This is a genomic window from Pseudomonas sp. RA_15y_Pfl1_P11, from assembly GCF_963970975.1.
Lineage (GTDB): Bacteria > Pseudomonadota > Gammaproteobacteria > Pseudomonadales > Pseudomonadaceae > Aquipseudomonas > Aquipseudomonas tritici.
In genome coordinates this window covers 192,001-213,682 of the sequence record NZ_CAXAOY010000006.1, presented here as the reverse complement: position 1 = coordinate 213,682, position 21,682 = coordinate 192,001, and the positions used below count along the sequence as shown (strand labels likewise).

General features: G+C 57.8%; 27 protein-coding genes. 8 read left to right on the top strand and 19 right to left on the bottom strand.

Translation table 11 applies throughout. The annotated features are described in order from the left end of the window. Nucleotides 1-71 precede the first annotated feature (71 nt). Entirely contained in the window at nucleotides 72-950 is an 879-nt protein-coding gene (locus tag AACY44_RS10085; protein ID WP_339427522.1) for an alpha/beta fold hydrolase, read from the bottom strand. Nucleotides 951-1,122: 172 nt separating this feature from the next. Here AACY44_RS10085 and AACY44_RS10080 point away from each other — a divergent pair, with 172 nt between their 5' ends. Then, nucleotides 1,123-1,701: a CGNR zinc finger domain-containing protein gene (locus AACY44_RS10080; RefSeq protein WP_339530176.1), complete on the top strand. Its 579-nt coding sequence runs from the start codon at nucleotides 1,123-1,125 to the stop codon at nucleotides 1,699-1,701. Here the strand turns inward: AACY44_RS10080 and ada are convergent. From ada to AACY44_RS10060, 4 genes are all read right to left on the bottom strand, one after another. Continuing rightward, nucleotides 1,698-2,744 (bottom strand): bifunctional DNA-binding transcriptional regulator/O6-methylguanine-DNA methyltransferase Ada, encoded by a 1,047-nt coding sequence (gene ada / locus AACY44_RS10075; RefSeq protein WP_339530174.1) that lies wholly within the window; start codon nucleotides 2,742-2,744, stop codon nucleotides 1,698-1,700. The genes AACY44_RS10080 and ada overlap by 4 nt on opposite strands. 75 nt (nucleotides 2,745-2,819) lie before the next feature. Next, nucleotides 2,820-3,485 carry a DNA oxidative demethylase AlkB gene (gene alkB, locus AACY44_RS10070; protein WP_339416232.1) on the bottom strand — a complete coding sequence of 222 codons (666 nt, stop codon included), beginning with the start codon at nucleotides 3,483-3,485 and terminating at the stop codon, nucleotides 2,820-2,822. A gap of 4 nt (nucleotides 3,486-3,489) precedes the next feature. After that, nucleotides 3,490-3,657, bottom strand: a complete 168-nt coding sequence (locus AACY44_RS10065; protein ID WP_098467678.1) for a hypothetical protein — start codon at nucleotides 3,655-3,657, stop codon at nucleotides 3,490-3,492. A gap of 20 nt (nucleotides 3,658-3,677) precedes the next feature. Next, nucleotides 3,678-3,980 carry a DUF1883 domain-containing protein gene (locus AACY44_RS10060; RefSeq protein WP_027606593.1) on the bottom strand — a complete coding sequence of 101 codons (303 nt, stop codon included), beginning with the start codon at nucleotides 3,978-3,980 and terminating at the stop codon, nucleotides 3,678-3,680. A gap of 213 nt (nucleotides 3,981-4,193) precedes the next feature. Between AACY44_RS10060 and AACY44_RS10055 the strand changes: the two genes are divergently transcribed. Further along, entirely contained in the window at nucleotides 4,194-4,547 is a 354-nt protein-coding gene (locus tag AACY44_RS10055) for a hypothetical protein (protein ID WP_339427519.1), read from the top strand. 11 nt (nucleotides 4,548-4,558) lie between these two features. Here the strand turns inward: AACY44_RS10055 and AACY44_RS10050 are convergent, their stop codons facing one another. Continuing rightward, nucleotides 4,559-4,819, bottom strand: a complete 261-nt coding sequence (locus AACY44_RS10050) for a hypothetical protein (RefSeq protein ID WP_339416237.1) — start codon at nucleotides 4,817-4,819, stop codon at nucleotides 4,559-4,561. Here AACY44_RS10050 and AACY44_RS10045 point away from each other — a divergent pair. Further along, nucleotides 4,818-5,048, top strand: coding sequence for a hypothetical protein (locus tag AACY44_RS10045; protein WP_339416238.1), 231 nt, complete (start codon nucleotides 4,818-4,820; stop codon nucleotides 5,046-5,048). The genes AACY44_RS10050 and AACY44_RS10045 overlap by 2 nt on opposite strands. A gap of 9 nt (nucleotides 5,049-5,057) precedes the next feature. Here the strand turns inward: AACY44_RS10045 and AACY44_RS10040 are convergent, their stop codons facing one another. From AACY44_RS10040 to AACY44_RS09990, 11 genes are all read right to left on the bottom strand, one after another. After that, the gene (locus AACY44_RS10040; protein WP_049713257.1) at nucleotides 5,058-5,339 is read right to left on the bottom strand and encodes a hypothetical protein; all 282 of its coding nucleotides are present in this window, start codon (nucleotides 5,337-5,339) and stop codon (nucleotides 5,058-5,060) included. 166 nt (nucleotides 5,340-5,505) lie between these two features. Then, a complete protein-coding gene (locus AACY44_RS10035; protein WP_339416239.1) occupies nucleotides 5,506-6,477 on the bottom strand; it encodes a fimbrial protein in 972 nt (323 codons plus the stop codon). A gap of 101 nt (nucleotides 6,478-6,578) precedes the next feature. Next, nucleotides 6,579-7,127 (bottom strand): fimbrial protein, encoded by a 549-nt coding sequence (locus AACY44_RS10030; protein ID WP_339416240.1) that lies wholly within the window; start codon nucleotides 7,125-7,127, stop codon nucleotides 6,579-6,581. Between the two features lie 11 nt (nucleotides 7,128-7,138). Continuing rightward, nucleotides 7,139-7,618: a fimbrial protein gene (locus tag AACY44_RS10025; RefSeq protein ID WP_339427517.1), complete on the bottom strand. Its 480-nt coding sequence runs from the start codon at nucleotides 7,616-7,618 to the stop codon at nucleotides 7,139-7,141. Between the two features lie 13 nt (nucleotides 7,619-7,631). Further along, nucleotides 7,632-8,126, bottom strand: a complete 495-nt coding sequence (locus AACY44_RS10020; protein WP_339436373.1) for a fimbrial protein — start codon at nucleotides 8,124-8,126, stop codon at nucleotides 7,632-7,634. Between the two features lie 10 nt (nucleotides 8,127-8,136). Then, on the bottom strand, nucleotides 8,137-8,709 hold the full coding sequence (locus tag AACY44_RS10015) for a fimbrial protein (protein ID WP_339530172.1): 573 nt from the start codon (nucleotides 8,707-8,709) through the stop codon (nucleotides 8,137-8,139). 21 nt (nucleotides 8,710-8,730) lie between these two features. Then, nucleotides 8,731-9,489 carry a fimbria/pilus periplasmic chaperone gene (locus AACY44_RS10010; RefSeq protein ID WP_339427516.1) on the bottom strand — a complete coding sequence of 253 codons (759 nt, stop codon included), beginning with the start codon at nucleotides 9,487-9,489 and terminating at the stop codon, nucleotides 8,731-8,733. Continuing rightward, entirely contained in the window at nucleotides 9,486-12,089 is a 2,604-nt protein-coding gene (locus AACY44_RS10005; protein WP_339436372.1) for an outer membrane usher protein, read from the bottom strand. Before AACY44_RS10005 ends, AACY44_RS10010 begins: the two co-directional genes overlap by 4 nt. A gap of 19 nt (nucleotides 12,090-12,108) precedes the next feature. Next, the gene (locus AACY44_RS10000; protein WP_339416247.1) at nucleotides 12,109-12,669 is read right to left on the bottom strand and encodes a fimbrial protein; all 561 of its coding nucleotides are present in this window, start codon (nucleotides 12,667-12,669) and stop codon (nucleotides 12,109-12,111) included. Nucleotides 12,670-12,718: 49 nt separating this feature from the next. Then, complete coding sequence (locus tag AACY44_RS09995) at nucleotides 12,719-13,228, bottom strand: fimbrial protein (protein WP_339427609.1); 510 nt, start codon at nucleotides 13,226-13,228, stop codon at nucleotides 12,719-12,721. A 515-nt stretch (nucleotides 13,229-13,743) separates the two neighbouring features. Continuing rightward, on the bottom strand, nucleotides 13,744-13,929 hold the full coding sequence (locus AACY44_RS09990; RefSeq protein WP_049713265.1) for a hypothetical protein: 186 nt from the start codon (nucleotides 13,927-13,929) through the stop codon (nucleotides 13,744-13,746). Between the two features lie 307 nt (nucleotides 13,930-14,236). Between AACY44_RS09990 and galU the strand changes: the two genes are divergently transcribed. Together galU and gorA are read left to right on the top strand one after the other, a co-directional pair. Beyond that, complete coding sequence (gene galU, locus AACY44_RS09985) at nucleotides 14,237-15,076, top strand: UTP--glucose-1-phosphate uridylyltransferase GalU (RefSeq protein WP_046068218.1); 840 nt, start codon at nucleotides 14,237-14,239, stop codon at nucleotides 15,074-15,076. A 105-nt stretch (nucleotides 15,077-15,181) separates the two neighbouring features. Continuing rightward, nucleotides 15,182-16,540 carry a glutathione-disulfide reductase gene (gene gorA / locus AACY44_RS09980; RefSeq protein WP_339416248.1) on the top strand — a complete coding sequence of 453 codons (1,359 nt, stop codon included), beginning with the start codon at nucleotides 15,182-15,184 and terminating at the stop codon, nucleotides 16,538-16,540. Here gorA and AACY44_RS09975 read toward each other — a convergent pair whose 3' ends face one another. Beyond that, nucleotides 16,541-17,548, bottom strand: coding sequence for a DNA-binding protein (locus AACY44_RS09975; protein WP_339416249.1), 1,008 nt, complete (start codon nucleotides 17,546-17,548; stop codon nucleotides 16,541-16,543). Between the two features lie 170 nt (nucleotides 17,549-17,718). Between AACY44_RS09975 and AACY44_RS09970 the strand changes: the two genes are divergently transcribed. From AACY44_RS09970 to ahpF, 3 genes are all read left to right on the top strand, one after another. Continuing rightward, nucleotides 17,719-18,651 carry a site-specific integrase gene (locus AACY44_RS09970; protein WP_339436371.1) on the top strand — a complete coding sequence of 311 codons (933 nt, stop codon included), beginning with the start codon at nucleotides 17,719-17,721 and terminating at the stop codon, nucleotides 18,649-18,651. A 144-nt stretch (nucleotides 18,652-18,795) separates the two neighbouring features. Next, the gene (gene ahpC, locus AACY44_RS09965) at nucleotides 18,796-19,359 is read left to right on the top strand and encodes an alkyl hydroperoxide reductase subunit C (protein ID WP_339439034.1); all 564 of its coding nucleotides are present in this window, start codon (nucleotides 18,796-18,798) and stop codon (nucleotides 19,357-19,359) included. Nucleotides 19,360-19,482: 123 nt separating this feature from the next. Further along, the gene (gene ahpF, locus AACY44_RS09960; protein WP_339416253.1) at nucleotides 19,483-21,048 is read left to right on the top strand and encodes an alkyl hydroperoxide reductase subunit F; all 1,566 of its coding nucleotides are present in this window, start codon (nucleotides 19,483-19,485) and stop codon (nucleotides 21,046-21,048) included. 51 nt (nucleotides 21,049-21,099) lie between these two features. Here the strand turns inward: ahpF and gloA are convergent, their stop codons facing one another. Further along, complete coding sequence (gene gloA, locus AACY44_RS09955) at nucleotides 21,100-21,621, bottom strand: lactoylglutathione lyase (RefSeq protein ID WP_339416254.1); 522 nt, start codon at nucleotides 21,619-21,621, stop codon at nucleotides 21,100-21,102. Nucleotides 21,622-21,682: the final 61 nt, after the last annotated feature.

The window sequence follows — 21,682 nt, the reverse complement described above, 5'->3', positions numbered from 1 at the left end:
TTAACAGGGCCCTTGGCACCCGGCCAGTCTGTTTTATTCACTGGACGAACGTGCAGTTTCGTGATGTGCCATCAGTCGATGGCGTGGCCCACGACGGCGTGAATTCGCTCGGCGATATGTGCCGCATGGGTTTCCAGGGCGAAGTGGCCAGTGTCGAGCAGTTCCACCACGGCGTGGGGGTTGTCGGCCTTGTAGGCGTGTGCGCCTGGCGGGATGAAGAACGGGTCGTTCTGGCCCCAGATCACCAGCGTTGGCACTTGCGTCGCCTTGAAAAAGGCCTGGAACGCCGGGTACAGCGTCAGGTTGTTACGGTAGTCGAGGAACAGGTCCAGCTGGATCTCGTCATTGCCGGGGCGCTGCATGAGCAGGACATCCAGCATGTAGGCTTCCGGCGCCACGCGCTCGGGTTGGTTCACACCGTGCAGGTACTGGTAGCGCGTGCCTTCCAGGCTAATCACCGCGTTGCGGATGACTTCGCGGTTGGCCTGGCTCGGTTCGGCCCAGTAGGCGCGGATCGGTGCCCAGGCGTCGCCCAGGCCCTCCAAGTACGCATTCCCGTTTTGCGAAACCAGCGCGCTGACCCGTTCCGGGTGCGCCACCGCCAGGCGCAGACCCACCGGTGCGCCGTAATCGAACACATACAGCGCGTAACGGCTCAGGGCCAGCGCATCGACAAAATGCCCAACCGTGATTGCCAGGTTATCGAAGCTGTAGTGGTAATCGCGCTCGGCCGGCACCTCGGTGAAGCCGAAGCCCGGTAAATCCGGCGCGATGACCCGAAAGCGCGTGGCGAGCAGGGGGATCAGGTCGCGGTACATGTGGGACGAGCTGGGGAAACCGTGCAACAGCAACATCACCGGAGCCGACGGTGCGCCGGCCTCACGGTAGAACATGCGTACGCCATCGACATCGATGTGGCGGTAGTGAACAACGGGGTCTGGAGTGGTCATGATGAGACACCTATGTAACTTGATTGGGTTGATATACGGGTTACCGTTTTCAAAAGCTGCGCTTAAAAATGTAACCTGTCAAATTGTTTATTATGGTTAGCTAATCGTTCGTGGTAACTACCAGGATGAATTAATAGCGGTTACGATAGGGTCGCGCCCAAGAGGATTGAACATGACCACCCATGCACCCCTGGAACCCTATGTCCTTGCCGATCACCCGGTACTGGACATGCTCAACACCCGCGCCAACGTCGACGGCGAGCCCTTCGAGTTCTGGCAGGCTGACGCCGATGTTGCGCGCTGGTTGGTACGCTTGGGCTGGGTCGAGGAGGGGGCGACGCCTGCGTTCGAGGATGGGGCGTTACTGGCAACGGCGAAGACGCTGCGGGAAGTGATCCGGGCCTTGCTGGAGGCACGCAAGGCGTGCGAGCAGGCTGATCCGGCTGCCCTCAATGGCTTTTTGCGCAAGGCCGTCAGCCATCCACAATTGTCCTGGCCGGCCCCGGGTGAATTGCACCTGGTGCGTCAGCGCAAACTGCAAACGCCGGAGCAGTTTCTTTCGCCGATCGCCGAAGCTGCCGCTACCTTGCTCGTGGAGGCAGATTTCAACCTGATCCGCACCTGCGAACACCCTGAATGCGTGCTGTGGTTCTACGACCTCACCAAGGCGCATAAGCGTCGGTGGTGCAGCATGGCGCTGTGTGGCAACCGTCATAAAGTCGCCGAGTTCCGCAAGCGCAAGCAGGGTTAGACATTGCTCTCACGCTCCAGCAGCTGCTGCTTGCGCTCCACGCCCCAGCGATAGCCCGAGAGGTCGCCATTGCTGCGCACTACGCGGTGGCAAGGGATTGCCACCGCGAGGCTGTTAGCGCCACAGGCCTGGGCCACCGCGCGGAACGACTTAGGCGCACCGATCCGCGCTGCAATCTGCGCGTAGCTGGCCGTGCTCCCCGGTGGAATATCGCGCAAGGCTTGCCACACCCGCTCCTGAAACGCGGTACCACGCAGATCCAGCGGCAAGTCCAGGCCAAGCGCGGGCGCTTCGATAAACCCCACGACCTGGGCGACCAACTGTTCGAAGTGCGGGTCGGCGCCCACCAGTTCGGCGTTGGGAAATTGATCCTGCAGATCACGCGCTAATCGATCCGGGTCATCTCCGAGCAAAATCGCACACACACCACGGGCACTTTGCGCCACCAGGATTGCACCCAGCGAGCATTGCCCGATGGCAAACAGGATCGCAGTGTTAGTGCCGCCGGCTTTGTAGTCGCTGGGCTTCATGCCAAGCAGATGGTCGGCCGACTCATAAAAGCGGCTGTTGGAGTTGAAGCCTGCGTCATACAGCGCATCGGTCACCGAGCGCGGGCCCTTGAGGCCATCGCGCACTTTGCGTGAGCGATGGGCGCTGGCGTAGCCCTTGGGGGTCAGGCCGGTGACGGCTTTGAACACGCGGTGAAAATGGAAGGGGCTCAGCTTGGCTTGCGTGGCCAGCGTGTTCAGGCTGGGCGGGGTGTCGGCCTGTTCGATATGCCGGCAGGCGTCGGCCACCAGTTGTGCATGGTGTGCTGCCAGTTGGGTCTGGTCGCCGGCAGCGCGTTTGCTGGCGCGATAGCCCGCGGCTTCGGCCTGTGCCGCTGTGTCGAAGAACTCGATATTTTCCGGGCGTGGCAAGCGTGAAGCGCTGCTCGGGCGACAGTACACGCCGGTGGTCTTCACTCCATAGACGAACAGCGTATCGGCTTTGGGGTCACGGGCCAGAATGGCTGCCCAGCGGGGGTCGTGTTCGGTGGTCATGGTTGGCACTCTTGACGGGGCCAGGCCAGATTAGTCGCGCCGCGAGCACCTGGCACTCTGAAGCTTGCGGTCAAATCAGCCGGCAGTGCGAAAGGTGAGGTTGATGCGTTGCGCGCCCATGACCGAGTGCACGCTTTCCTTGATCGGCATCACCCCATGAAAGCGCAAGCGGTCCACGCCGCCCCACACCACCACATCGCCATGGAACAGCGAGACTTTCTGGGGCTTGTCACTGCGCTCGTGCCCGCCAAACAGAAAAATCGCCGGCAACCCAAGAGAGACCGACACCACCGGTTCGCTGTAGCGGCGCTCATCCTTGTCTTGGTGCAGGGCCATTTTCGCGCCGGGTACATAACGGTTGATCAGGCAGGCGTCGGGCGCAAAGTTGAGAAAACCGGCTTCTGCCGCTGCCAACACGGCCAATTGGCGCAAGGCGTCCGGCATCTGCGGCCATGGCTGCAGGTTGCGCGGGTCCAATGGCGAGTAGCGATAGCCCGAGGCATCAGTGGTCCAGCCCAGATCGCCGCAACTGCTCAATGCAGCCGACAGGGTAAAACCACCAGGTGTCACCATGTGTCGAAACGGTGATTGAGCCAGGACCCGGCGCAGTTCCGGCAGAAGACGCTCAACCCAAGGCAGGGCATAGCCTCTTAGCACGTAGGACTGTTCGCCAATCTGCTCGCGCCCTGCGGGTTGCTGCAAGGCGTCATCGGCGAACAGATCGGTCGTGGGGCCAGGCATCGGCTTACAGTGCCTTGCTCACGTTGATGTCGGTGATTTCATCACTGGCATCGTGAATTTTCGCCAGGGCTTGCTTGGCTTCTTCCACGCTGTTGGTGTGCAGTTGAGCGAACTCGAAGCGGCGTTCGCCGTTGAGCTTGTATTTGATTACGTACTTGGTGGTAGCGGTCACGGCTATTTCCTGTCGAGTGTTCAGCTCAGTTTGGTGCTGGTACGGCGCACAATGCGAATCTTGTGGGACAGCGCGGGTTTGCGGGTCACGCTGATTGCGCGGCGCGTGACTACGTCCAGGGTGATGTTCCAGAACCCGGTGCTCGGTGCGGTGATTTTGGCCGGGAACGTGTCGAAGGCGCCGCCGTGATAGGTGTGGCGACCGCCGTTCTTAAAGCTGCGAAAATTCGCGTCGCTCATCAGACGAATATTACAAGTCTGCGAGCATTCGATGACGACAATGTCTCCCTCGTTGAGGTGCTCGCGCTGGTGGATGAATTTCATGAGGGTGTCTCCAGAAGGGCTTTTTCTGAAAAATCAGAACGATACGTAGGTTAAGATGGAGTTTATCAGCCCCAGCGCGTTTATTATCGGGTCGTCTTCAACGACGTCGACAATTTAAAACAGTTATTTACCGAGTTATCAGGGATAAATCCTACTTGGGCGGGAGAAATTTACCATCCCCGCTGTCGTAGGGTCTTTATCGGAGGTTTTAGTATGAAGTGGAGTGTGTTGGTTCTGGCCCTGGCGATTGGTGGGTGTGCTTCGGTTGCAGATATCAAGCAGACCCCTCCGACCTTGGCGGTCATTTCCGGGAAGAAACCGCAGGAATATGCCGCGTGTGTGGTGAAGAAGCTGTCGGCGACCCGCCGGCCGTCGCAGATCGAGCCGCGTAAGGAAGGAGGAATGGAAGTCATTGTGCCGCAGAAGTTTTCGGCCGACCCTTCGGCAATCTTCGAGATTGATGAACGTTCCAGCGGTAGCAGCATCAAGCTCTACGAGAGCATGTCCAATGTGCCGATCCGTCCGGGTGATGTGAAGAAGGCCGGCGAGGATTGCATTTCCGGCTGACCTGGCCCGTTTCACCGCATAACTTTCCATCCGATGAAAAAGCCTGGCCCCCAAGTGTGATGCTGATTTTTTACCGCGCGTTGACGGGCTAGGGCCGTGGGGAGAAAACCTGGGTCAAGTTGCCCACCAATGACGGTGTCAATTTCTACGGTCAGATCGTAGGGGCGTGCTGATAGGGCAGGGCATACGTTAAACTGTCTGCCGATCAATGCAAAAATGCCGCGCAAACCCTCGGTTTGTGCGGCATTTGTCTTTTTGGGGAAGTCTTTCATGAAGCGTGAACACGTCAGTGCTCGCCAGGCCGAAGGCCAGATATCGGCCACTCACATCATCCAGAACCCTGCTGCCCTGGGGGAGTGGATCGTATTTTTCAAGAAAAGCGGCGGCCGCAGTTTTTTCCTGGTGGACGATCAAGATGAAGTCGAATCCTTTGCGCGCCTGGATGATCTGGTGGAGACCATTCGCGGCCTGGGTATCAAGTTTGCTGACATTCAGATGTAGGCGTAATGCCTACTTGCAGACCACCACCACGCTGCGGCTTTTGTAGTTGCCAACGTCCTGGCCCAGGGTTTTGTCACTTTCCTTGAGAGAGGGTGTGCCTTCGGTGCCGACGATACGGTAGCCGGTGCCCGCACAGGAGGCGTCAGCTTTTTCGTAGCAACTGGCCCAGGAATTGGCCTCGCCCGAGCAGTCGATGGTCAGGCCTTGCTCACCGTTTTTGAGGTAGACGTCAGAGGTGGTGGTGCACCCGGCGAGCGCCAGTACCGCTATCAGTGCCAGAAACTTGTTCATATGGGTTCATCGTCGAGGGTGTTGGAGGGGGCGCAGACACAGTCGTGGGCGTTGGCGCAAGTTTATAGCTAAATGCCACCTTATGCGCAGTCGCAGAAATAATATCTGTGACTGCGTAGTCCATAAAGTGACGCAAGAGGTCTTCGGTTTCAGCCTTGTGCGTGGGTTATGGCACCCCCATTACGAGCACACCGCTTCCCGTTATGGGCCCTGCCGCGGGTAGGGTTCCAGCGCGCGAGACGAGAGAAAAGATCACGTCATCGCCCCCCACGCTGTTGGTGAGTTGGGTCAGGAATGAACCGTTGACCGGAACCGCTGACCCCGCCCGGATCAGGGCCGTGCCGACGTCAGGATTGGTCATCGTCAAAAGCCGTGTGTCGAACGACGACGGGATACCTTTGTAGGTAATGGTGATCGGCGTGGTGATGCCGCCGGTCGGGCATGAATAATTGAGCCTGCGGTTGCTGTTGATGGGCGTCGTCAGTGGGTTAGTGCCTATTTCCCTTTGATTTACGTTGCCGAAATTTATCTCGATTGGATTGTTATTGTTGATCGTGCACGTAGAGGGTGAGACTGAGAAGTTATTGGCGGCCGTGTACGTGAGCATGAGCCCCGTCCGCTGTGTGTTGTAATTGTTTGTCTGGTTTAGACGCAACACTCCAAGGACGTCCCCTATCCGAACGTCGATAGGGTTTGTTGGGTTATTGCGTATCAAAATATAGGGCGTTACATCCACGGGTACACCCACAGCGTTGTTGCGCATGGTCGAAATCCGAATGCCATCCGGAACCGGGGTGTTTCGGAAAACCCCGTTTATACGCAAACCTGTGCCTTGGCTGACGAATTTTGGGCCGGGCGTCCAGGCGGGGCCGGCTTGTATGGACGTCGCCCAATAGTCTTCCCACCAAGTCGGGGTGCTGGGGTAGGGCGTGAATCTGCACTCCAGCCTCACGCCATCCAGGATGATGCGGGTTGCGTCAGAACCGAGTTGGACCGTTACGGGAACCTGGAGGTTTAGCGTCCCGCCATTGTCTACTTGCTGCCATGGGCCGTTATTCACACGGCATTGAGCTGCCTTCACATTCATCGCAGCAGCCATCAGGACGAAAAGCGCCATGGCGCCATAGAGTCGTTTCATTTTGATCTCTCGCTGCTCCTCTATCCAGGCACCGCCCGACGAACTTTCGGTCCGTGAGCTAAAGCCGCCCAGGAAATAGAGTTGAGGTTTATCTGAGGCGGTTATGGATAGTCCAGCGTAAAAGTCGAGGTCACCGTGAACCTGCCGTGCCCGATGGTTTGATCCCTGATCGCTTCCGGCTCACCCTGCACATAGGCCTTGAGCTCGATCACATTGCTGCCATCGCTCAACACCTGTTCGTCGCTGGCTGTATTCAGGGGTAACGGTTTGTTGTTCGGCGTCTCTATACCAAGCCCAATGCCTGAGGCCCCGCTGGCAACATCGAGCGCGAACAATCCAGGTAGCGCCGCGTTCTCCCTACCGCCAAGCGTGATGGTGACCGTGTTGCCAACCGTGGTGTCACAGTCCTCCAGGTGAACCTTGAAACCCTTACCCTGTGTGCGCGTATTGATGTAGAGGTGCTTGCTGGTCACGTCCCAGAGTTCCAGGGTGATTGCCTCGTCACCCGGGCGGATCGTGCAAGCCTCTTCAACCAGGTTGCCTTTGAAACTCAGGTTGTCCGCCGCATGCCCCGCGGGCACCAGGCTGAAGCTCAGCAGCAACGCCACGCCGGCATATGGCCGTCCTTTAGGGTTCATCGCATGTTGCATAAGCTCAGCTCCTACTCGTATTCGGCCAATAACGTGGCCACCGCGGTAAAACTCGCGGGGGTCAGCACGGCACCGGGCTGCTTGACGGGGACGACTTCCAAGGTCGGTGGGGACGACAGGGTTATGTCCATTGGCGTGTTGAGTAGGAACGGCACGTTATTCTGAAAAACCCGAATACCCAGGTCAGGTACGTTGGTCTGCACCGCCGAGCCATCAAACGCTGTTGCTGTAGCGTTGACGCTCAGTTTCAGCTCCCAGGGGAGTGTGTCGGTGCCGCAGTTGATGGTGTAACCAACACCCCTGCGGTACTGCACGCCGTCGATTCGCCTGATCCCGACATCGCCAAAGTCGACCTCTATCGTGTTGCCTGCATCAATCGTGCAGGGTGGCGGTTCGTTCAATGTTCCGCTGAACGTCAGGTTGGCCGATGCACCCGTGCACAGGCCTATGGAGCACAACGCGAGCAATGCTCGCTGCGGCCAACATGTCATTGATCTTTCCTCTTCATTGATAATCGACCACCAAGGTGGCGGCCGCATCAAAGGCGCCTCCCGTGAGCTCGCTGCCAGCCCGCTTGACGGGCACCGCCTGCACCACCGGAAAGTTCGGATAGGTAAAGTTCACCGCTGTATTGAGTGGCCAGTCGGCACCATTTACGAACAGCTTTACCCCAAGATCCGTTTTGCGAGTCATCAGCACGCGATGGTCAAACGCAGCCGCCGTGCCTTTCAGTTCGAGTGTCAACGCATTGCTGAACGGGGAGTTGCAGGTAACGGTATAAGGCACCCCTCGACGATAATTAATCCCGTCGACCCTGGATGTCAGAAGGTCGTTTCCGAACGGCACATCAAGCGTACTGCCGCCGTTAATGACGCAGGGTGGAGGCGCAATGATGACCGCGCGGATCGCCAGGCTGGTCTCGGCCTGTACGCCCTGGTTGGCAACCCACAGCAGGCCGCCACTGATAAAAATGGCCCGCAGGCCGGTAGGCTTAACCATTATCACGCCCTTACTCATAGTTGAGCCTGAAATCCACCACGGCCCGAAATGCCCCGCTTGTCAACGGTGCAGAGGTGCGTGTGGGCTGAACAGTCCACGTCTGGGTATTACCGCCCAGTGGCAAAAACAAAGGTTCGCCCCTCGATCCCAACTGAACATCCCGCCCCAGGGCATCGGTCAAGCGCAAACCCATGCCAGTGATGCCTTGCACCTTGACCAGCCGTGGGTCATCGGCATCGGCGGGCGCATAGAACGCGACCGACAGCACCGGTTGAAAGGCGCTCCACGTCAGGTTTCCCGTACGTTCGCTGCGGATGCTGCCGGCGGTGCGTTGGCAATCGGTAAAACGCAACTGGAATGCCACGGGCCTGGCTTGATCGCCGGAGCGTTGCAGTTGACTGGTCGATACGGCGCCCAGGTCGATGGTTTGATGGAGGGAGGTCATTTCCAGCACGCAGGGGATTTCGTGCAGGCTCCCGGAAATGTTCAGCATCCCATTCATGCCCTCGACATCCTCAGCGTGTGCGCCTTCCACAGAGGCCAATAGCAGTCCGCTCAGGACCTTCACGGTGTGCGACTTCATGGCTTTCTCCCACGGCATGCGCTACTCACCTGATGTCGATGCTTGCGAGTTCACCTTGCAGGTGCCGCCGCTGCAGGTGAAGGCTATCAACGGACGCCCACCGTAATCGTTCACGTAGGCCAAATAGGGGGCAGAGCCGAGCGCCTTGGCGGTTGGCCCCAGGGTCAGCGTGCCTTTGGGCGGGACCATCAAAGGCTCAAAGCCCGACGCGGTCTTGCCGTCCTTGGTGCTGCGTGCATCCACCAGGGTCACGTAGTAAGGCGTGGGGTTACTCACCCGGTAGTGCTCGCCGTCGCGCGTCAGGGTCAGTTTTTCCTGCCAGGGTGTGGACAGGTCTTGCTGGCTTGGCGCAATGGCTTGCGGTCGGTAGAACAATTTAATCCGGGTTTGCAGCGCAATTTGCAGGGTGTTGGACTTATCGCTGCGCGGCGGAATTTCCCTCAAGTTGAAGTAGTAGACGGTCTCTCGATCCTGTGGCAAAGACTTGGCCGCCGGTAATGCCTGAACTTTCACCTGGCTTTGTTTGCCGGGCTCCACGCGTTGAACCGGCGGTAGCACGATCAAGGGCGTGGTGATTTTCTCGCCGGCTTCATCCTCGATCCAGCCTTGCGCCAAATACGGTAACTGGGTGTTGTTGTTGGTGATGTTCACGCTGGTGGCATCCTTGCCACCATCAAAAATCACTCGGGTGCGGTCCAGCCCGATGGCGGCGTAGGCGCTCTGGCTCAAGCCGAGAGCCAGCATCACGCAGGTTTGTGTGAAGCGCGTGTTGAGCATCATGAAGGGGTGTTCTCCGTATCGTTACGCTGGCCGGTCAGTGCATCTGGCTCGGGCAGGGGTTGATCAATGGCTACCGTCCGGCAGCCCAATTGCAGGGCATCGGTCAAGCTGTCAGCGGGCAGGACGACGGGAAGCGTGAGGATGCAACGCTCGGAACCGCCCCAGCTGACAGTCATCTCTGCGCCAGGCTGTATGCCGCTCAGATAGACATTGCCGCCGTCATTCACGATGCCTGTGTCCTGCTGTTTCAGGTTTTTCACTGTCGCGCCGAAGGGTGGCGAACTGCCGTCTGGCAGGCGCAGGACAGCCATGGCCTTTTCGCCGGAAATCACCGACAGGGAGCGATAGCCGATGGCGCCTTCGGTGAGCGTCAGTTGCGTGACTGATTGAGTGGCTTCGACAGTGCGCGGCAAATTCTCCAGATCCACACTGGCTGCCATGCGTTGATAGCTGCCGATATCGGAAATGACCGCTTTGCCAAAGGCGTTGCTGCGGGTCGGTGTGCCGTAACCCCGCACAGGTACGTCGGGCACCCCGCCGGTATCGACCATCAGGCGGGTGCCGCCCGTGCTATTGGTCCGATGCAGTGCGCCACCGTAAGGCGTGAGCGTGCCGCCGCCGCGCGCAGACACACTGAGCGTGGTGTAACTGCCTTCTTGCGTGCTGGCAGCGATATCGATGTCTGACTGGTCACCGATATGGCTCAGATAACCGCTGGCAGCGTTGTTGCTGGCACTGAGTTGGTAGCTGTTACGCTCATCCAGCCGATCGCTGTAGCGCGTAGCAAAGCGGTTATCGCCTGCGGCCCTGTTAGCGTCCATAGACAATGTGCCAGTACGCCCCAAGGGCAGGCTGACCGTCAGCGCCACGCCGTTATCTTTATAGTTGTATTCCAGGGTGCGGTGAATATTCAGGGACATGTTTATGTTCTTGACGGTGCCGACATTAAAATAACGTGACACTGATAAGTTCCAGCGCTGAGTGGGCGGCCGCTCCCAATAGGTTTGTTTGTTGTAACTGGCATACACGGTGGCGCCTAAATCACGAAACTGCTTGTTGATGGTCGCCGTATAAAGTGCCTTGCTGCCGCCGATAGGTTTCCAGTCTTGCGTGTAGCCATCGTACCGATAGCGCCCCGCAAGCTCGCCGTTCTTTCCATAATGGCGCGCGTCCAGGTATTCACTCATGCTCAAGTAGTTCTTCTCAGAGAACCGGTAGCCGGCAAAGGTGATCTGGCTGTCGTACTGTTCAAAGTTCTTGGAGTATTGAAGACGGTAGGACTTGCCCGACAGTGTCTCATTCCACACATTTGCGCGGGCCTGGGTAACATCCAGCGAGAGTGCGCCAAATGCCAACAGATCACGGCCTATCCCAACAGACAACGCGCGGTAGTTGTTATCCGTTATGCCGCCGCCAAACAGCGACCAGCCATTGCTGACACCCCACGAGAACTCGCCCGTACCGAACAAGTCGCCATCGCCGCCGTATTGAAGATTGGAGGGCCGCCCAGTGGCCATTTTGTAGCGAACGTGACCCGGGCGCGTCAGATAGGGCACGCCTGCTGTATCGATCTGGAAGGTATGGGCCGAACCATCCTGCTCTTCCACCCGTACATCCAGCCTGCCGGACACGGCGTCGTTAAGGTCCTGAATCCGAAAAGGGCCTGCGGCGACCAGCGTTTCATACAGCACACGTCCTTGCTGGCTGATGATGACTCTGGCGTTGGTTTTGGCGACGCCGACCACTTCTGGCGCATACCCACGCAAGTTGGGTGGCAGTTGGCTTTCATCCGAGTTGAGGGCAGCACCGGTAAAGCGAAAGCTGTCGAACAGGTCCGAATACAGGTAGTTCTCTCCCACCACCAGACGTGCTTTCAGTGCAGGGAGTGCGCGATAGGCATAGTAACGACTCCACTCCAGCCTCGAGCGCCTGGCTGACACTTCGCGGTCCTGGTCCACACGGCCCTGCCAATCGGCGCGCAAGCGCCAAGCCCCGGCATTGGCCCCCAGTGTTCCGTTACCACTGATGTCATTGCGAGCACTGCCTTTCTTCTGGTGACTCGATTGCGCTGTCATGTTGTAGTCAAGCAACAGGCCGGGCACCCCTTCATCCCAGCGAGAGGGTGGGTCCCAATTGATAGCGCTGTACTCAAGGTAGGCTTGGGGAAGGTTGATGTTCAGCGTGGCGGTGGCCAGGTCTGCGCTGACCTCCATACCTGGCAGGCTCTGAATATCCAGGCACGCTCCGCCTTTCCACCACGTCAGTTCGGCGGCGCCGGATTCCTTCAGGCCTAACTGGTCCACAAGATCGGCAGATAAACAGGCTTCGCTCCCTTTGGGGTCGTCGTCGGGAGGGTAGAATGCTACCGATTGCTCGGACAGAGACTGGTTGTTTATGTGCACAACCATTGAATAGGTGCCGGGCAGAATAAAACCGCTGCGGGCAAACTGAGACAAGTCAATATTGGTGCGGTCATTGAGGTCTAGCACATCAGTATTAAACTCAACGTCCCCGGCACCTAATGCAGTTCCCGCCACGGATATCAACCCGCCAAACAGGCTTGGGCGGAGGGTATTTTTGATCTTCGACGCATTCAGCATGAAAGCAACCCATCAATGTTCAAAAGTAGTCCAACGTGAATCGCACCGCGGCACTGTGAGCCCCTGGCACAAGTTGCAACCCGTTGCCGACCAGGCGAACCGTGTAATGAAGGGTCATGTCACCTTCAGTCAGCGGTACCAGCGCCATGGGCTCACCCGGAATACTTTCCTGGCCCGCCGCATCCCAAATATGAAAAGCGACCCCTTGTGAAAAACCTGAGGCGGCAAAAGAGCGGCCCTCTCGGTCACGAGCCCCGTCAAACGTCACCCGCAGATGTTCCCAATCAGGCAGGCTGACGCCAGGGCGCAGTGGGTCCGGCCGACTCAGCGAACAATTGACCAGGCGCAACTGGAACGGGTGTGGATCTCCGATCGTATTGCGCAAAATCCGCCCGATTGGCTCGGCGGGCATCTCAATGGACTGGTCGGCGCTGGCCAGCTCCAACCCGCATGCTGAGTCAACGACTTCACCGCCCAGCGTGACCACGCCATCGCCTTGCGCAGGCGTCTGCGAGAGCGCGTAAGGGCTGATGAGCATTGCCAATGAAGAGGTAAATGCGAGGTTTATGAGTGTTTTCACCGTTATCTCCCGTCAGCTTCCCCCGCCACCTGAATGACGGGGGAGAAACTTACTGGTAAGCCAAGGTGAAGTTGGTGACCGCGCTGAAATCACCCGGAATGATGGGGTCCGTAGCCGCGCCTTGTACGTAGGCACCGAACTGGAGTGTGTTGTCACCGGCGACAATCGCCTGCGGGGTCGTCGCCACACCCAGCTCAATGGGTTGGCTGCCGTGTGTCATCATGATGCCTATGCCGCCCGCGCCGCCGATGGTGCCGATCGCACCTGGAACCACAGAAGATGGCGCAGCCGTGAAGGTAGTGGTCACCGTATTGTCGGTAAGGCCGGTGAGATCGCAGCCTTCAAGTTCGATCAATACAGAACGCGGCTCGGATTTCCCTCCCGTTTGCAATTGATGCTTTGCAATGGCGCCCAGGTGAACTGTCTGATCCACGGACTCAGGCTTGATGGAGCAGGCCCCCGAGTGAACCGAACCCAGGAACGTGACCGTTCCATCCGCTGCTTGAACCGCGGACATCGAACCCACCAGCAAGCCGATAGACAGCAACGCAGTTTTCATTTCAACTTTCATCAGCAAAGACCCATCTGTTAACAACGTCATATAGGAAACCTGCAGGCAGACGTGGATTGAACCGTCGCTTCTTTTATATAAAGAACGTGCAGGGAACTCAGCTCGTCGCGCACCCAGTTGCAACCACGGAAATAACTTAATTTTCCAACTAATTGTATTGCTTCTCTGGAGCACGCTTGAACTCAGGCAATTGTCAGGCTTGTAGTGAAGAAAGTAAGTCGTCTAAGTCGCCTGGTTGCGTAGCCTGGACATGTCGAAATATGTAAGAGGGATATGGCAATTTGCCAAAAAACGCTAATTGTCTGTAAGAAATAAACTACATTTGATTTGGTGGGCGTTTCCAGTTGTTGTAATGACTGTAAGAATAGGGCTACATTTTTCCGAAATACAGCAGTGTCCCGTATCGCCCTGTAACGGCGTGACCGAAATTAAAGTTGGCGCCAAAGAGTGGCGCCCACAAAAAAGCCCCGTACAACGGGGCTTCATGCGCAGCGCAGCGGAACTTACTTGCCCTTCGGCCGTTTGCTCGACGCGTGACCCGCTTCATCTACAAATACTTCGGCTACCGCAATCGCTTGGCTTTCGGTGGCGAAGGCCCCGGCGACGCTGTCGCCGTGGAAATTGATCAGGTGCCAACCGTCCGCTCGCTGCGTGATCAGGTAGCCGTTTACGCCTTTTGGTTCTGACATCTATCAATCTCGTGGTGTGGTTCAAGGGCATAATGATAGCGCCAAATGTCGCAGGGCCGGGCAAGTTATTCTAGGTCAGTGTTCTGATCGCAAAAGCATGCTAAAAAGGATGCAGCCCATAGAAGCTCTGAGGTGCAAGCGTTTTTTGCTGTGTCGGTGGAGGCGCTCTTCACAACACCAGTGGAACTTACGCTGACATTTTTTCTCTATGATGAAATCGCAACGCCAGCAGGACCCATTGTAAGGTGCCTGCGGCCTCATTAGACTGCGCCGAATTCCGTACGCACAGCCCTCTGTAAGGACCCATATGATCAAGAAATGCTTGTTCCCAGCAGCCGGTTACGGCACTCGCTTCTTGCCAGCGACCAAGGCCATGCCCAAAGAGATGCTGCCGGTGGTGAACAAGCCACTGATTCAGTACGGCGTCGAAGAGGCACTGGATGCCGGTCTGAACGAAATCTCCATTGTGACCGGCCGTGGTAAGCGCGCGCTGGAAGACCACTTTGACATCAGCTACGAGCTGGAAAACCAGATCAAAGGCACCGACAAAGAGAAATACCTGGTCGGCATTCGCAAACTGCTGGATGAGTGCTCGTTCTCCTACACCCGTCAGACTCAGATGAAAGGCCTCGGCCACGCCATCCTGACCGGCCGCCCACTGATCGGTGACGAACCTTTCGCTGTGGTACTGGCGGATGACCTGTGTGTGAACCTCGACGGCGACGGCGTGCTGACCCAGATGGTCAAGCTGTACCAGAAATACCGCTGCACCATTGTTGCGGTCATGGAAGTCGATCCATCGCAAACCAACAAATACGGCGTGATTGCCGGTGACGATATTGGCGACGGCCTGATCCGCGTTCGTGACATGGTCGAGAAGCCAGCCCCTGAAGATGCGCCGTCCAACCTGGCGATCATCGGTCGTTACATCCTGACGCCGGACATCTTCAAACTGATCGAAGAAACCGAGCCAGGCAAAGGCGGCGAGATCCAGATCACTGACGCCCTGATGAAGCAAGCCAAAGATGGTTGCGTGATTGCCTACAAGTTCAAAGGCCAGCGTTTTGACTGCGGTGGTGCTGAAGGCTACATCGAAGCCACCAACTTCTGCTTCGAGCACTTCTACAAGACCGGCAAGGCTTACTGATCTACGTTAGCCCGCCTGTTGTAAGAGAAAGCCACCTTCGGGTGGCTTTTTCGTTTTTCAGCCCCATCTAAGTCGGTATGCTGATGTTCTGCCGAGGAGAGTGAAATGGCCTACGATTTTGACCTGTATGTAATTGGCGCCGGTTCCGGCGGTGTTCGCGCAGCGCGGTTTGCCGCTGGTTTTGGTGCCAAGGTGGCCGTGGCGGAAAGCCGCTACCTGGGTGGTACCTGCGTCAACGTCGGCTGCGTGCCGAAAAAACTGTTGGTGTACGGGGCTCATTTTGCCGAAGATTTCGAGCAGGCCAGCGGGTTTGGCTGGTCCTTGGGGGAGGCGAACTTTGATTGGGCGACCCTGATCGCCAATAAAGACCGTGAGATCAACCGTCTGAATGACATCTACCGAAACCTGCTGGTCAACAGCGGCGTGACCCTGCATGAGGGGCATGCACGCTTGGTTGATCCGCATCAGGTGGAAATCAACGGTGAGCGCTTTACCGCCAAACATATTCTGATCGCCACCGGTGGCTGGCCGCAGATTCCTGAGATTCCAGGGCATGAGCACGCGATTGGCTCCAATGAGGCGTTCTTCCTCAAGGCGTTGCCCAAGCGCGTGCTGGTGGTTGGCGGCGGTTATATCGCGGTTGAATTCGCCGGGATTTTCCACGGACTGGGCGCCCAGACCTCGTTACTGTATCGCGGTGACCTGTTCCTGCGCGGCTTCGACGGTTCGGTGCGCACGCACCTGAAGGAAGAGTTGACCAAGCGCGGCCTGGACCTGCAATTCAATGCCGACATCGCGCGCATCGACAAACAGCCGGATGGCAGCCTCAAAGCCACGTTGAAGGACGGTCGCGTGCTGGAGGCTGATTGCGTGTTTTACGCCACGGGTCGCCGTCCGATGCTGGACAATCTGGGGCTGGAGAACACAGGAGTCAAACTCGACAAGCGCGGTTTCGTTGAAGTGGATGATCTGTACCAGACCGCCGAAGCCTCGATCCTGGCCATCGGCGACGTGATCGGGCGCGTGCAACTGACACCGGTTGCCCTCGCCGAAGGCATGGCCGTGGCGCGCCGTCTGTTCAAGCCTGAGCAATATCGCTTGGTTGATTACGCGATGATCCCGACCGCGGTATTCAGCCTGCCAAATATCGGCACGGTCGGCCTGAGCGAAGAAGAAGCGAAAGAGAAGGGCCATAAGGTGCAGGTCTTCGAAAGCCGTTTCCGGCCGATGAAGTTGACCCTGACCGAATGTCAGGAAAAGACCCTGATGAAGTTAGTGGTCGACGCCGACACCGACAAGGTACTGGGTTGTCACATGGTCGGCCCGGATGCTGGCGAGATCGTCCAGGGGCTTGCGATTGCGCTCAAGGCGGGCGCGACCAAGCAACATTTCGATGAGACCATCGGCGTGCATCCCACGGCGGCGGAAGAGTTCGTCACCATGCGCACGCCTGTGGCGAGCTGATCAAGCGTCGGGTGTTGCCTCTGGCGCCGCTGCAATGGCGGCGGCCAGGCGCAACGCCTCAATGCTTGCCTGAGCCTTGATCAGGTCCAGTTCCAAGGTGTTGTTGGCGTGCTTGTGTTCGGTCAGCGCTTCCTGGCGTGACTGGCTCTCCAGCACGGCAACCCGCAGGCGCTCCTGAAGCAGGGTGCGCTCGCTTTCAATCAGGCTTACCTGTTCGCTCAGCTTGAGCTGCTGGGCCTGATCTTTTCGCAATTGCTCCTGCAGCGCAGCCAGGTCCTTCGCGGTTACGCGATGTTCGATCAACAACCGCTCATTGTCGCGATGCAACTGGGTGATCTCATCCTGACGCACCATCGCGCTCTGCTGGGCCTGGCGCAATTCGGCTTGCACCTGTTGTAGCTGCCCTTCGTGACGGCGCTGTTCCTGTTCGCGCTGTTCCTTGATCGCATTGCGGTAGTGCTCCAGCGCATCGCGGGCGTGCAGGTGCTTTTCTTCCAGTGAGCGAATCTGTTCGTCCTTGTCGTTAATCCGTAGCGCGTAATCGCTGCACGCCTGGCTCAGCCCGGCGTTACGGGTTTGCTCCGCCTGCAGGCTGGTGCTGGCCGTTTGCAGCGCTGCGCTTTCTTCTGCCAGGGCCGCGGATTGGATATCGAATTGTTGCTTGCGTTGGGTGTGAGCCTCCTCGAGGGCTTCGATCTGGGCGAGTAGGGCGGCTTTCTGCTGCTCGAATTGCACAAGGGCCAGGTCGATAGGCTCCTGGGCTTTCTCCTTCAGGCGTTGAGCGAGCCGCGCCACCAGTTCGCCAAGCTCGTCGTCTATCGGCGCTTCGGTGATGGTGAGGCGGGTTTCGCTTTCGTCCAACTCCTTTAAATACCGATGAATCGTGGTTTTAGAGCCCGTGTTGCCCATTTCGATGCGTACGGCGTCGATGCTGGGGTTTTCGCCGCGGGCGAGGAGCGCCAGGCGTGCTGTTTGAACTACTGCTTTATTGATGCCGCCGCGAGCCATGGGGTCTCCGTCGATTTAGTACTGTGGTACGTAGTATGTATTTACGTACTATATCATGCATTAAAACGTGTTGAAAATCATGAGTTAACAGATGGGATATTGGCGTATTATCCCGTGTCATTAGCTTTTTAACCGCGAATCCACCTGTCAGCAGTACGAATAGGCCTTCTATGAGCAATCTCGATCGTTATCTCAACGCCGCCACCCGCGACAACACGCGACGCAGTTATCGCGCCGCTATCGAGCACTTTGAGGTGAGTTGGGGCGGGTTCCTGCCTGCGACCAGCGACAGCGTGGCGCGTTACTTGGTCGCTCACGCAGGCGTGTTGGCCGTCAACACCTTGAAGCTGCGCCTGTCGGCATTGGCGCAATGGCATACGAGCCAGGGGTTTGCCGACCCAACTAAAGCGCCAGTAGTGCGCAAGGTGCTCAAGGGCATTCGTGCCGTGCACCCGGCGCAGGAGAAACAAGCCGAGCCGTTGCAGCTCAAGCATTTGGAACAGGTGGTTGCATCTCTTGAGGTCGACGCGAAAGAGGCAGCCCAGGCACAGGATCAGCCCCGGTTGCTGCGTGCCAAGCGCGACACTGCGCTGATTCTGTTGGGTTTCTGGCGTGGCTTTCGCAGCGATGAGCTGTGTCGCCTCGATATCGAGCATGTGCAGGCCACACCCGGTGCTGGCATTAGCCTTTATCTACCGCGCAGCAAAAGCGACCGCGACAACCTTGGCAAGACCTATCACACCCCGGCGCTGCTGCGTTTGTGCCCAGTGCAAGCCTACAGTGAATGGCTCAGCGCCTCGGCCCTGGTCCGTGGCCCGGTGTTTCGCGGCATTGATCGCTGGGGCAACCTGGGGGCGGAGGGGTTGCACCCCAATAGCGTGATTCCATTGTTGCGCCAGGCGCTGGAGCGCGCCGGCATTCCCGCCGAGCAATACACCAGCCACTCATTACGCCGAGGCTTTGCCACGTGGGCGCATCGCAGTGGTTGGGATTTGAAGTCGTTGATGAGTTACGTCGGCTGGAGCGACATGAAATCTGCCATGCGCTATGTTGAAGCGACGCCCTTTCTTGGCATGGCCTTGGCGACGCAACCGCTACTTTGAGATTTCTTCTATTAATACAGCCACCTGATAGGGAAAACCAATCGTCAGCATGAGGTTTGCCAATGAGCCATCGTCAGAGAGAGTCGGTAGGATTCACTTCATCAACTTACTAAGCCCTTTTACAAACCTGACGGAGAGTCAACGATGCCTATCATCAACAGCCAAGTAAAACCGTTCAAAGCGACCGCCTACAAAAACGGCAACTTCGTCGAAGTGACCGACGCTGACCTGAAAGGCAAATGGTCCGTTGTGTTCTTCTACCCAGCCGACTTCACCTTCGTTTGCCCAACCGAACTGGAAGACCTGGCTGACAACTACGCCGAATTCCAAAAGCTGGGCGTTGAGATCTACAGCGTTTCCACCGACACCCACTTTGCCCATGCTGCCTGGCACAACACTTCGCCAGCCATCGGCAAAATCCAGTACACCATGATCGGCGACCCAACCCTGACCATCTCCCGCAACTTCGACGTACTGATCGAAGAAGCTGGCCTGGCAGACCGCGGTACGTTCGTGATCAACCCAGAAGGTCAGATCAAGATCGTTGAACTGAACGACGGTGGTGTTGGCCGTGATGCTTCCGAGCTGCTGCGCAAAATCAAAGCCGCTCAGTACGTGGCTGCCCACCCAGGCGAAGTGTGCCCAGCCAAGTGGCAAGAAGGCGAGGCCACTCTGGCTCCGTCCCTGGACCTGGTCGGCAAGATCTAAGTCTGTGAAGCATCAAGGGCGGTATTCCGCACCTACCCAGTAAGCTGCAACCGCCCTCAAAAACGCCCGGGCGAGATTCGCTCGGGCGTTTTTTTATACCCAGAATTCAAGGAAATCGCCCGTATGTTGGACGCCAATCTTAAAGCTCAGTTGAAGTCATACCTGGAGCGGGTTACCCAGCCGATCGAGATCGTTGCCTCCCTCGACGACGGCGCGAAATCCCAGGAAATGCTTGCTCTTCTGCAGGACGTCGTCAGCCTCACTACGCTGATTACCCTGAAAACCGATGGCGATGATGCGCGTAAGCCTTCGTTCTCCATCAACCGCCCGGGTGCCGAGATCAGCCTGCGTTTCGCCGGTATCCCCATGGGCCATGAATTCACTTCGTTGGTGTTGGCCCTGCTGCAAGTCGGTGGCCACCCGTCGAAGGCCAGTGTCGAAGTGATTGAACAGATTCGCGCCCTTAAAGGCGAGTTCAGCTTCGAGACTTACTTCTCGCTGTCGTGCCAGAACTGCCCGGACGTGGTCCAGGCGCTGAACCTGATGGCTGTGCTTAACCCGAACATCCGCCACGTCGCCATCGACGGCGCGTTGTTCCAGGCTGAGGTCGACGAACGCCAGGTCATGGCAGTGCCGAGCGTGTACCTCAATGGTGTGAACTTCGGCCAGGGCCGCATGGGCCTGGAAGAGATTCTCGCCAAGCTCGACACCAGCGGTATGGAAAAAGCCGCCGAGAAAATCAGCGCCAAAGACGCCTTTGACGTCCTTGTTGTCGGCGGTGGCCCGGCCGGCTCTGCGGCTGCGATCTACGCCGCACGTAAAGGCATTCGTACCGGCGTGGCGGCTGAGCGTTTTGGTGGGCAGGTGCTGGACACCATGTCCATCGAGAACTTTATCTCGGTACAGGAAACCGAAGGCCCGAAACTGGCCAGTGCCCTGGAAGCCCATGTCCGTCAGTACGACGTGGACATCATGAACCTGCAGCGTGCCAGCAGCCTGATCCCTGCGAAAAACGCCGGTGAGTTGCATGAGATTCGCTTCGAAAGCGGTGCGACCCTCAAGTCCAAAACCGTGATCCTGGCCACCGGTGCTCGCTGGCGCGAAATGGGTGTGCCGGGTGAGCAGGAATACAAGGCTAAAGGCGTGTGTTTCTGCCCGCACTGCGATGGTCCGTTGTTCAAGGGCAAACGTGTGGCAGTGATCGGCGGCGGTAACTCCGGCGTTGAAGCGGCCATCGACCTGGCCGGGATCGTCAGCCACGTGACCTTGCTTGAGTTCGACAGCAAGTTGCGCGCCGACGCTGTATTGCAGCGCAAGCTTTACAGCCTGCCGAACGTTGACGTGATCACCAGTGCACTGACCAGTGAAGTGAAAGGCGATGGTCAGAAAGTCACCGGTTTGGCGTACAAGGATCGCGACAGCGGCGAGTTCAAGACTATCGACCTTGAAGGCATCTTCGTACAGATCGGTTTGCTGCCCAACACCGACTGGCTCAAAGGCACCGTGGAGCTGACGCCCCGCGGTGAGATCATCGTCGATGCGCGTGGCGAGACTTCATTGCCAGGTGTGTTTGCTGCCGGCGACGTAACGACTGTGCCCTACAAGCAGATCGTGATCGCAGTGGGCGAGGGCGCCAAAGCTTCGCTGAGTGCTTTCGATCACCTGATTCGTACCTCTGCGCCAGCGTAAATTCCAGCCCGAAAATGAAAAACCCCATGAGCGATCATGGGGTTTTTTCGTTTACATCGGTGCTGGCTGAATGATCTCAACCCAGTACGCATCAGGGTCCTTGATGAACGCTAGGCTTTTCATGCGGCCATCGCTCAGGCGCTTCTGGAAGTCACAGCCCAGAGCTTCGAAACGCTCACAGGCCGCGACGATATCCGGTACCGAGATGCAGATGTGGCCAAAGCCACGCGGGTCGGTGTTGCCGTTGTGGTAGGCGAAGTCGGCGTCGTTTTCGGTGCCGTGGTTGTGAGTCAGCTCCAGGATACCTGGGATCGACTTCATCCACTGGGTACGTTCGGCAGCGTCGGCCGGGATCTGGGATTTGTCCACCAGGGCCAGGAAATACAGGCTGAACTCGGCTTCCGGGAAGTCGCGTTTCTCAACCAGCGAAAAGCCCAGGACGCGCGTGTAGAAGTCCAGCGACTTGGTGATGTCCTTGACCCGCAGCATGGTGTGGTTGAACACAAAGTTCGTGGTGGCGGTGTCAGGTTGGGCAGTGACGCCCGGGAAAGTGTTCAGTTCGTGCAGGCTCATGGGCCCTCCAGAAAAAATGGGGCAAACGCGGCTCTAAGATGTGAGCAGGTCCTTGGCTTGC

Excerpts from the sequence above, each read along its gene's own strand:
- AACY44_RS10085 (WP_339427522.1), bottom strand. The coding sequence starts at position 950 with ATGACCACTCCAGACCCCGTTGTTCACTACCGCCACATCGATGTCGAT.
- AACY44_RS10080 (WP_339530176.1), top strand. The coding sequence starts at position 1,123 with ATGACCACCCATGCACCCCTGGAACCCTATGTCCTTGCCGATCACCCG.
- ada (WP_339530174.1), bottom strand. The coding sequence starts at position 2,744 with ATGACCACCGAACACGACCCCCGCTGGGCAGCCATTCTGGCCCGTGAC.
- alkB (WP_339416232.1), bottom strand. The coding sequence starts at position 3,485 with ATGCCTGGCCCCACGACCGATCTGTTCGCCGATGACGCCTTGCAGCAA.
- AACY44_RS10060 (WP_027606593.1), bottom strand. The coding sequence starts at position 3,980 with ATGAAATTCATCCACCAGCGCGAGCACCTCAACGAGGGAGACATTGTC.
- AACY44_RS10055 (WP_339427519.1), top strand. The coding sequence starts at position 4,194 with ATGAAGTGGAGTGTGTTGGTTCTGGCCCTGGCGATTGGTGGGTGTGCT.
- AACY44_RS10045 (WP_339416238.1), top strand. The coding sequence starts at position 4,818 with ATGAAGCGTGAACACGTCAGTGCTCGCCAGGCCGAAGGCCAGATATCG.
- AACY44_RS10050 (WP_339416237.1), bottom strand. The coding sequence starts at position 4,819 with ATGAAAGACTTCCCCAAAAAGACAAATGCCGCACAAACCGAGGGTTTG.
- AACY44_RS10040 (WP_049713257.1), bottom strand. The coding sequence starts at position 5,339 with ATGAACAAGTTTCTGGCACTGATAGCGGTACTGGCGCTCGCCGGGTGC.
- AACY44_RS10035 (WP_339416239.1), bottom strand. The coding sequence starts at position 6,477 with ATGAAACGACTCTATGGCGCCATGGCGCTTTTCGTCCTGATGGCTGCT.
- AACY44_RS10030 (WP_339416240.1), bottom strand. The coding sequence starts at position 7,127 with ATGCAACATGCGATGAACCCTAAAGGACGGCCATATGCCGGCGTGGCG.
- AACY44_RS10025 (WP_339427517.1), bottom strand. The coding sequence starts at position 7,618 with ATGACATGTTGGCCGCAGCGAGCATTGCTCGCGTTGTGCTCCATAGGC.
- AACY44_RS10020 (WP_339436373.1), bottom strand. The coding sequence starts at position 8,126 with ATGGTTAAGCCTACCGGCCTGCGGGCCATTTTTATCAGTGGCGGCCTG.
- AACY44_RS10015 (WP_339530172.1), bottom strand. The coding sequence starts at position 8,709 with ATGAAGTCGCACACCGTGAAGGTCCTGAGCGGACTGCTATTGGCCTCT.
- AACY44_RS10010 (WP_339427516.1), bottom strand. The coding sequence starts at position 9,489 with ATGATGCTCAACACGCGCTTCACACAAACCTGCGTGATGCTGGCTCTC.
- AACY44_RS10005 (WP_339436372.1), bottom strand. The coding sequence starts at position 12,089 with ATGCTGAATGCGTCGAAGATCAAAAATACCCTCCGCCCAAGCCTGTTT.
- AACY44_RS09995 (WP_339427609.1), bottom strand. The coding sequence starts at position 13,228 with ATGAAAACTGCGTTGCTGTCTATCGGCTTGCTGGTGGGTTCGATGTCC.
- AACY44_RS09990 (WP_049713265.1), bottom strand. The coding sequence starts at position 13,929 with ATGTCAGAACCAAAAGGCGTAAACGGCTACCTGATCACGCAGCGAGCG.
- galU (WP_046068218.1), top strand. The coding sequence starts at position 14,237 with ATGATCAAGAAATGCTTGTTCCCAGCAGCCGGTTACGGCACTCGCTTC.
- gorA (WP_339416248.1), top strand. The coding sequence starts at position 15,182 with ATGGCCTACGATTTTGACCTGTATGTAATTGGCGCCGGTTCCGGCGGT.
- AACY44_RS09975 (WP_339416249.1), bottom strand. The coding sequence starts at position 17,548 with ATGGCTCGCGGCGGCATCAATAAAGCAGTAGTTCAAACAGCACGCCTG.
- AACY44_RS09970 (WP_339436371.1), top strand. The coding sequence starts at position 17,719 with ATGAGCAATCTCGATCGTTATCTCAACGCCGCCACCCGCGACAACACG.
- ahpC (WP_339439034.1), top strand. The coding sequence starts at position 18,796 with ATGCCTATCATCAACAGCCAAGTAAAACCGTTCAAAGCGACCGCCTAC.
- ahpF (WP_339416253.1), top strand. The coding sequence starts at position 19,483 with ATGTTGGACGCCAATCTTAAAGCTCAGTTGAAGTCATACCTGGAGCGG.
- gloA (WP_339416254.1), bottom strand. The coding sequence starts at position 21,621 with ATGAGCCTGCACGAACTGAACACTTTCCCGGGCGTCACTGCCCAACCT.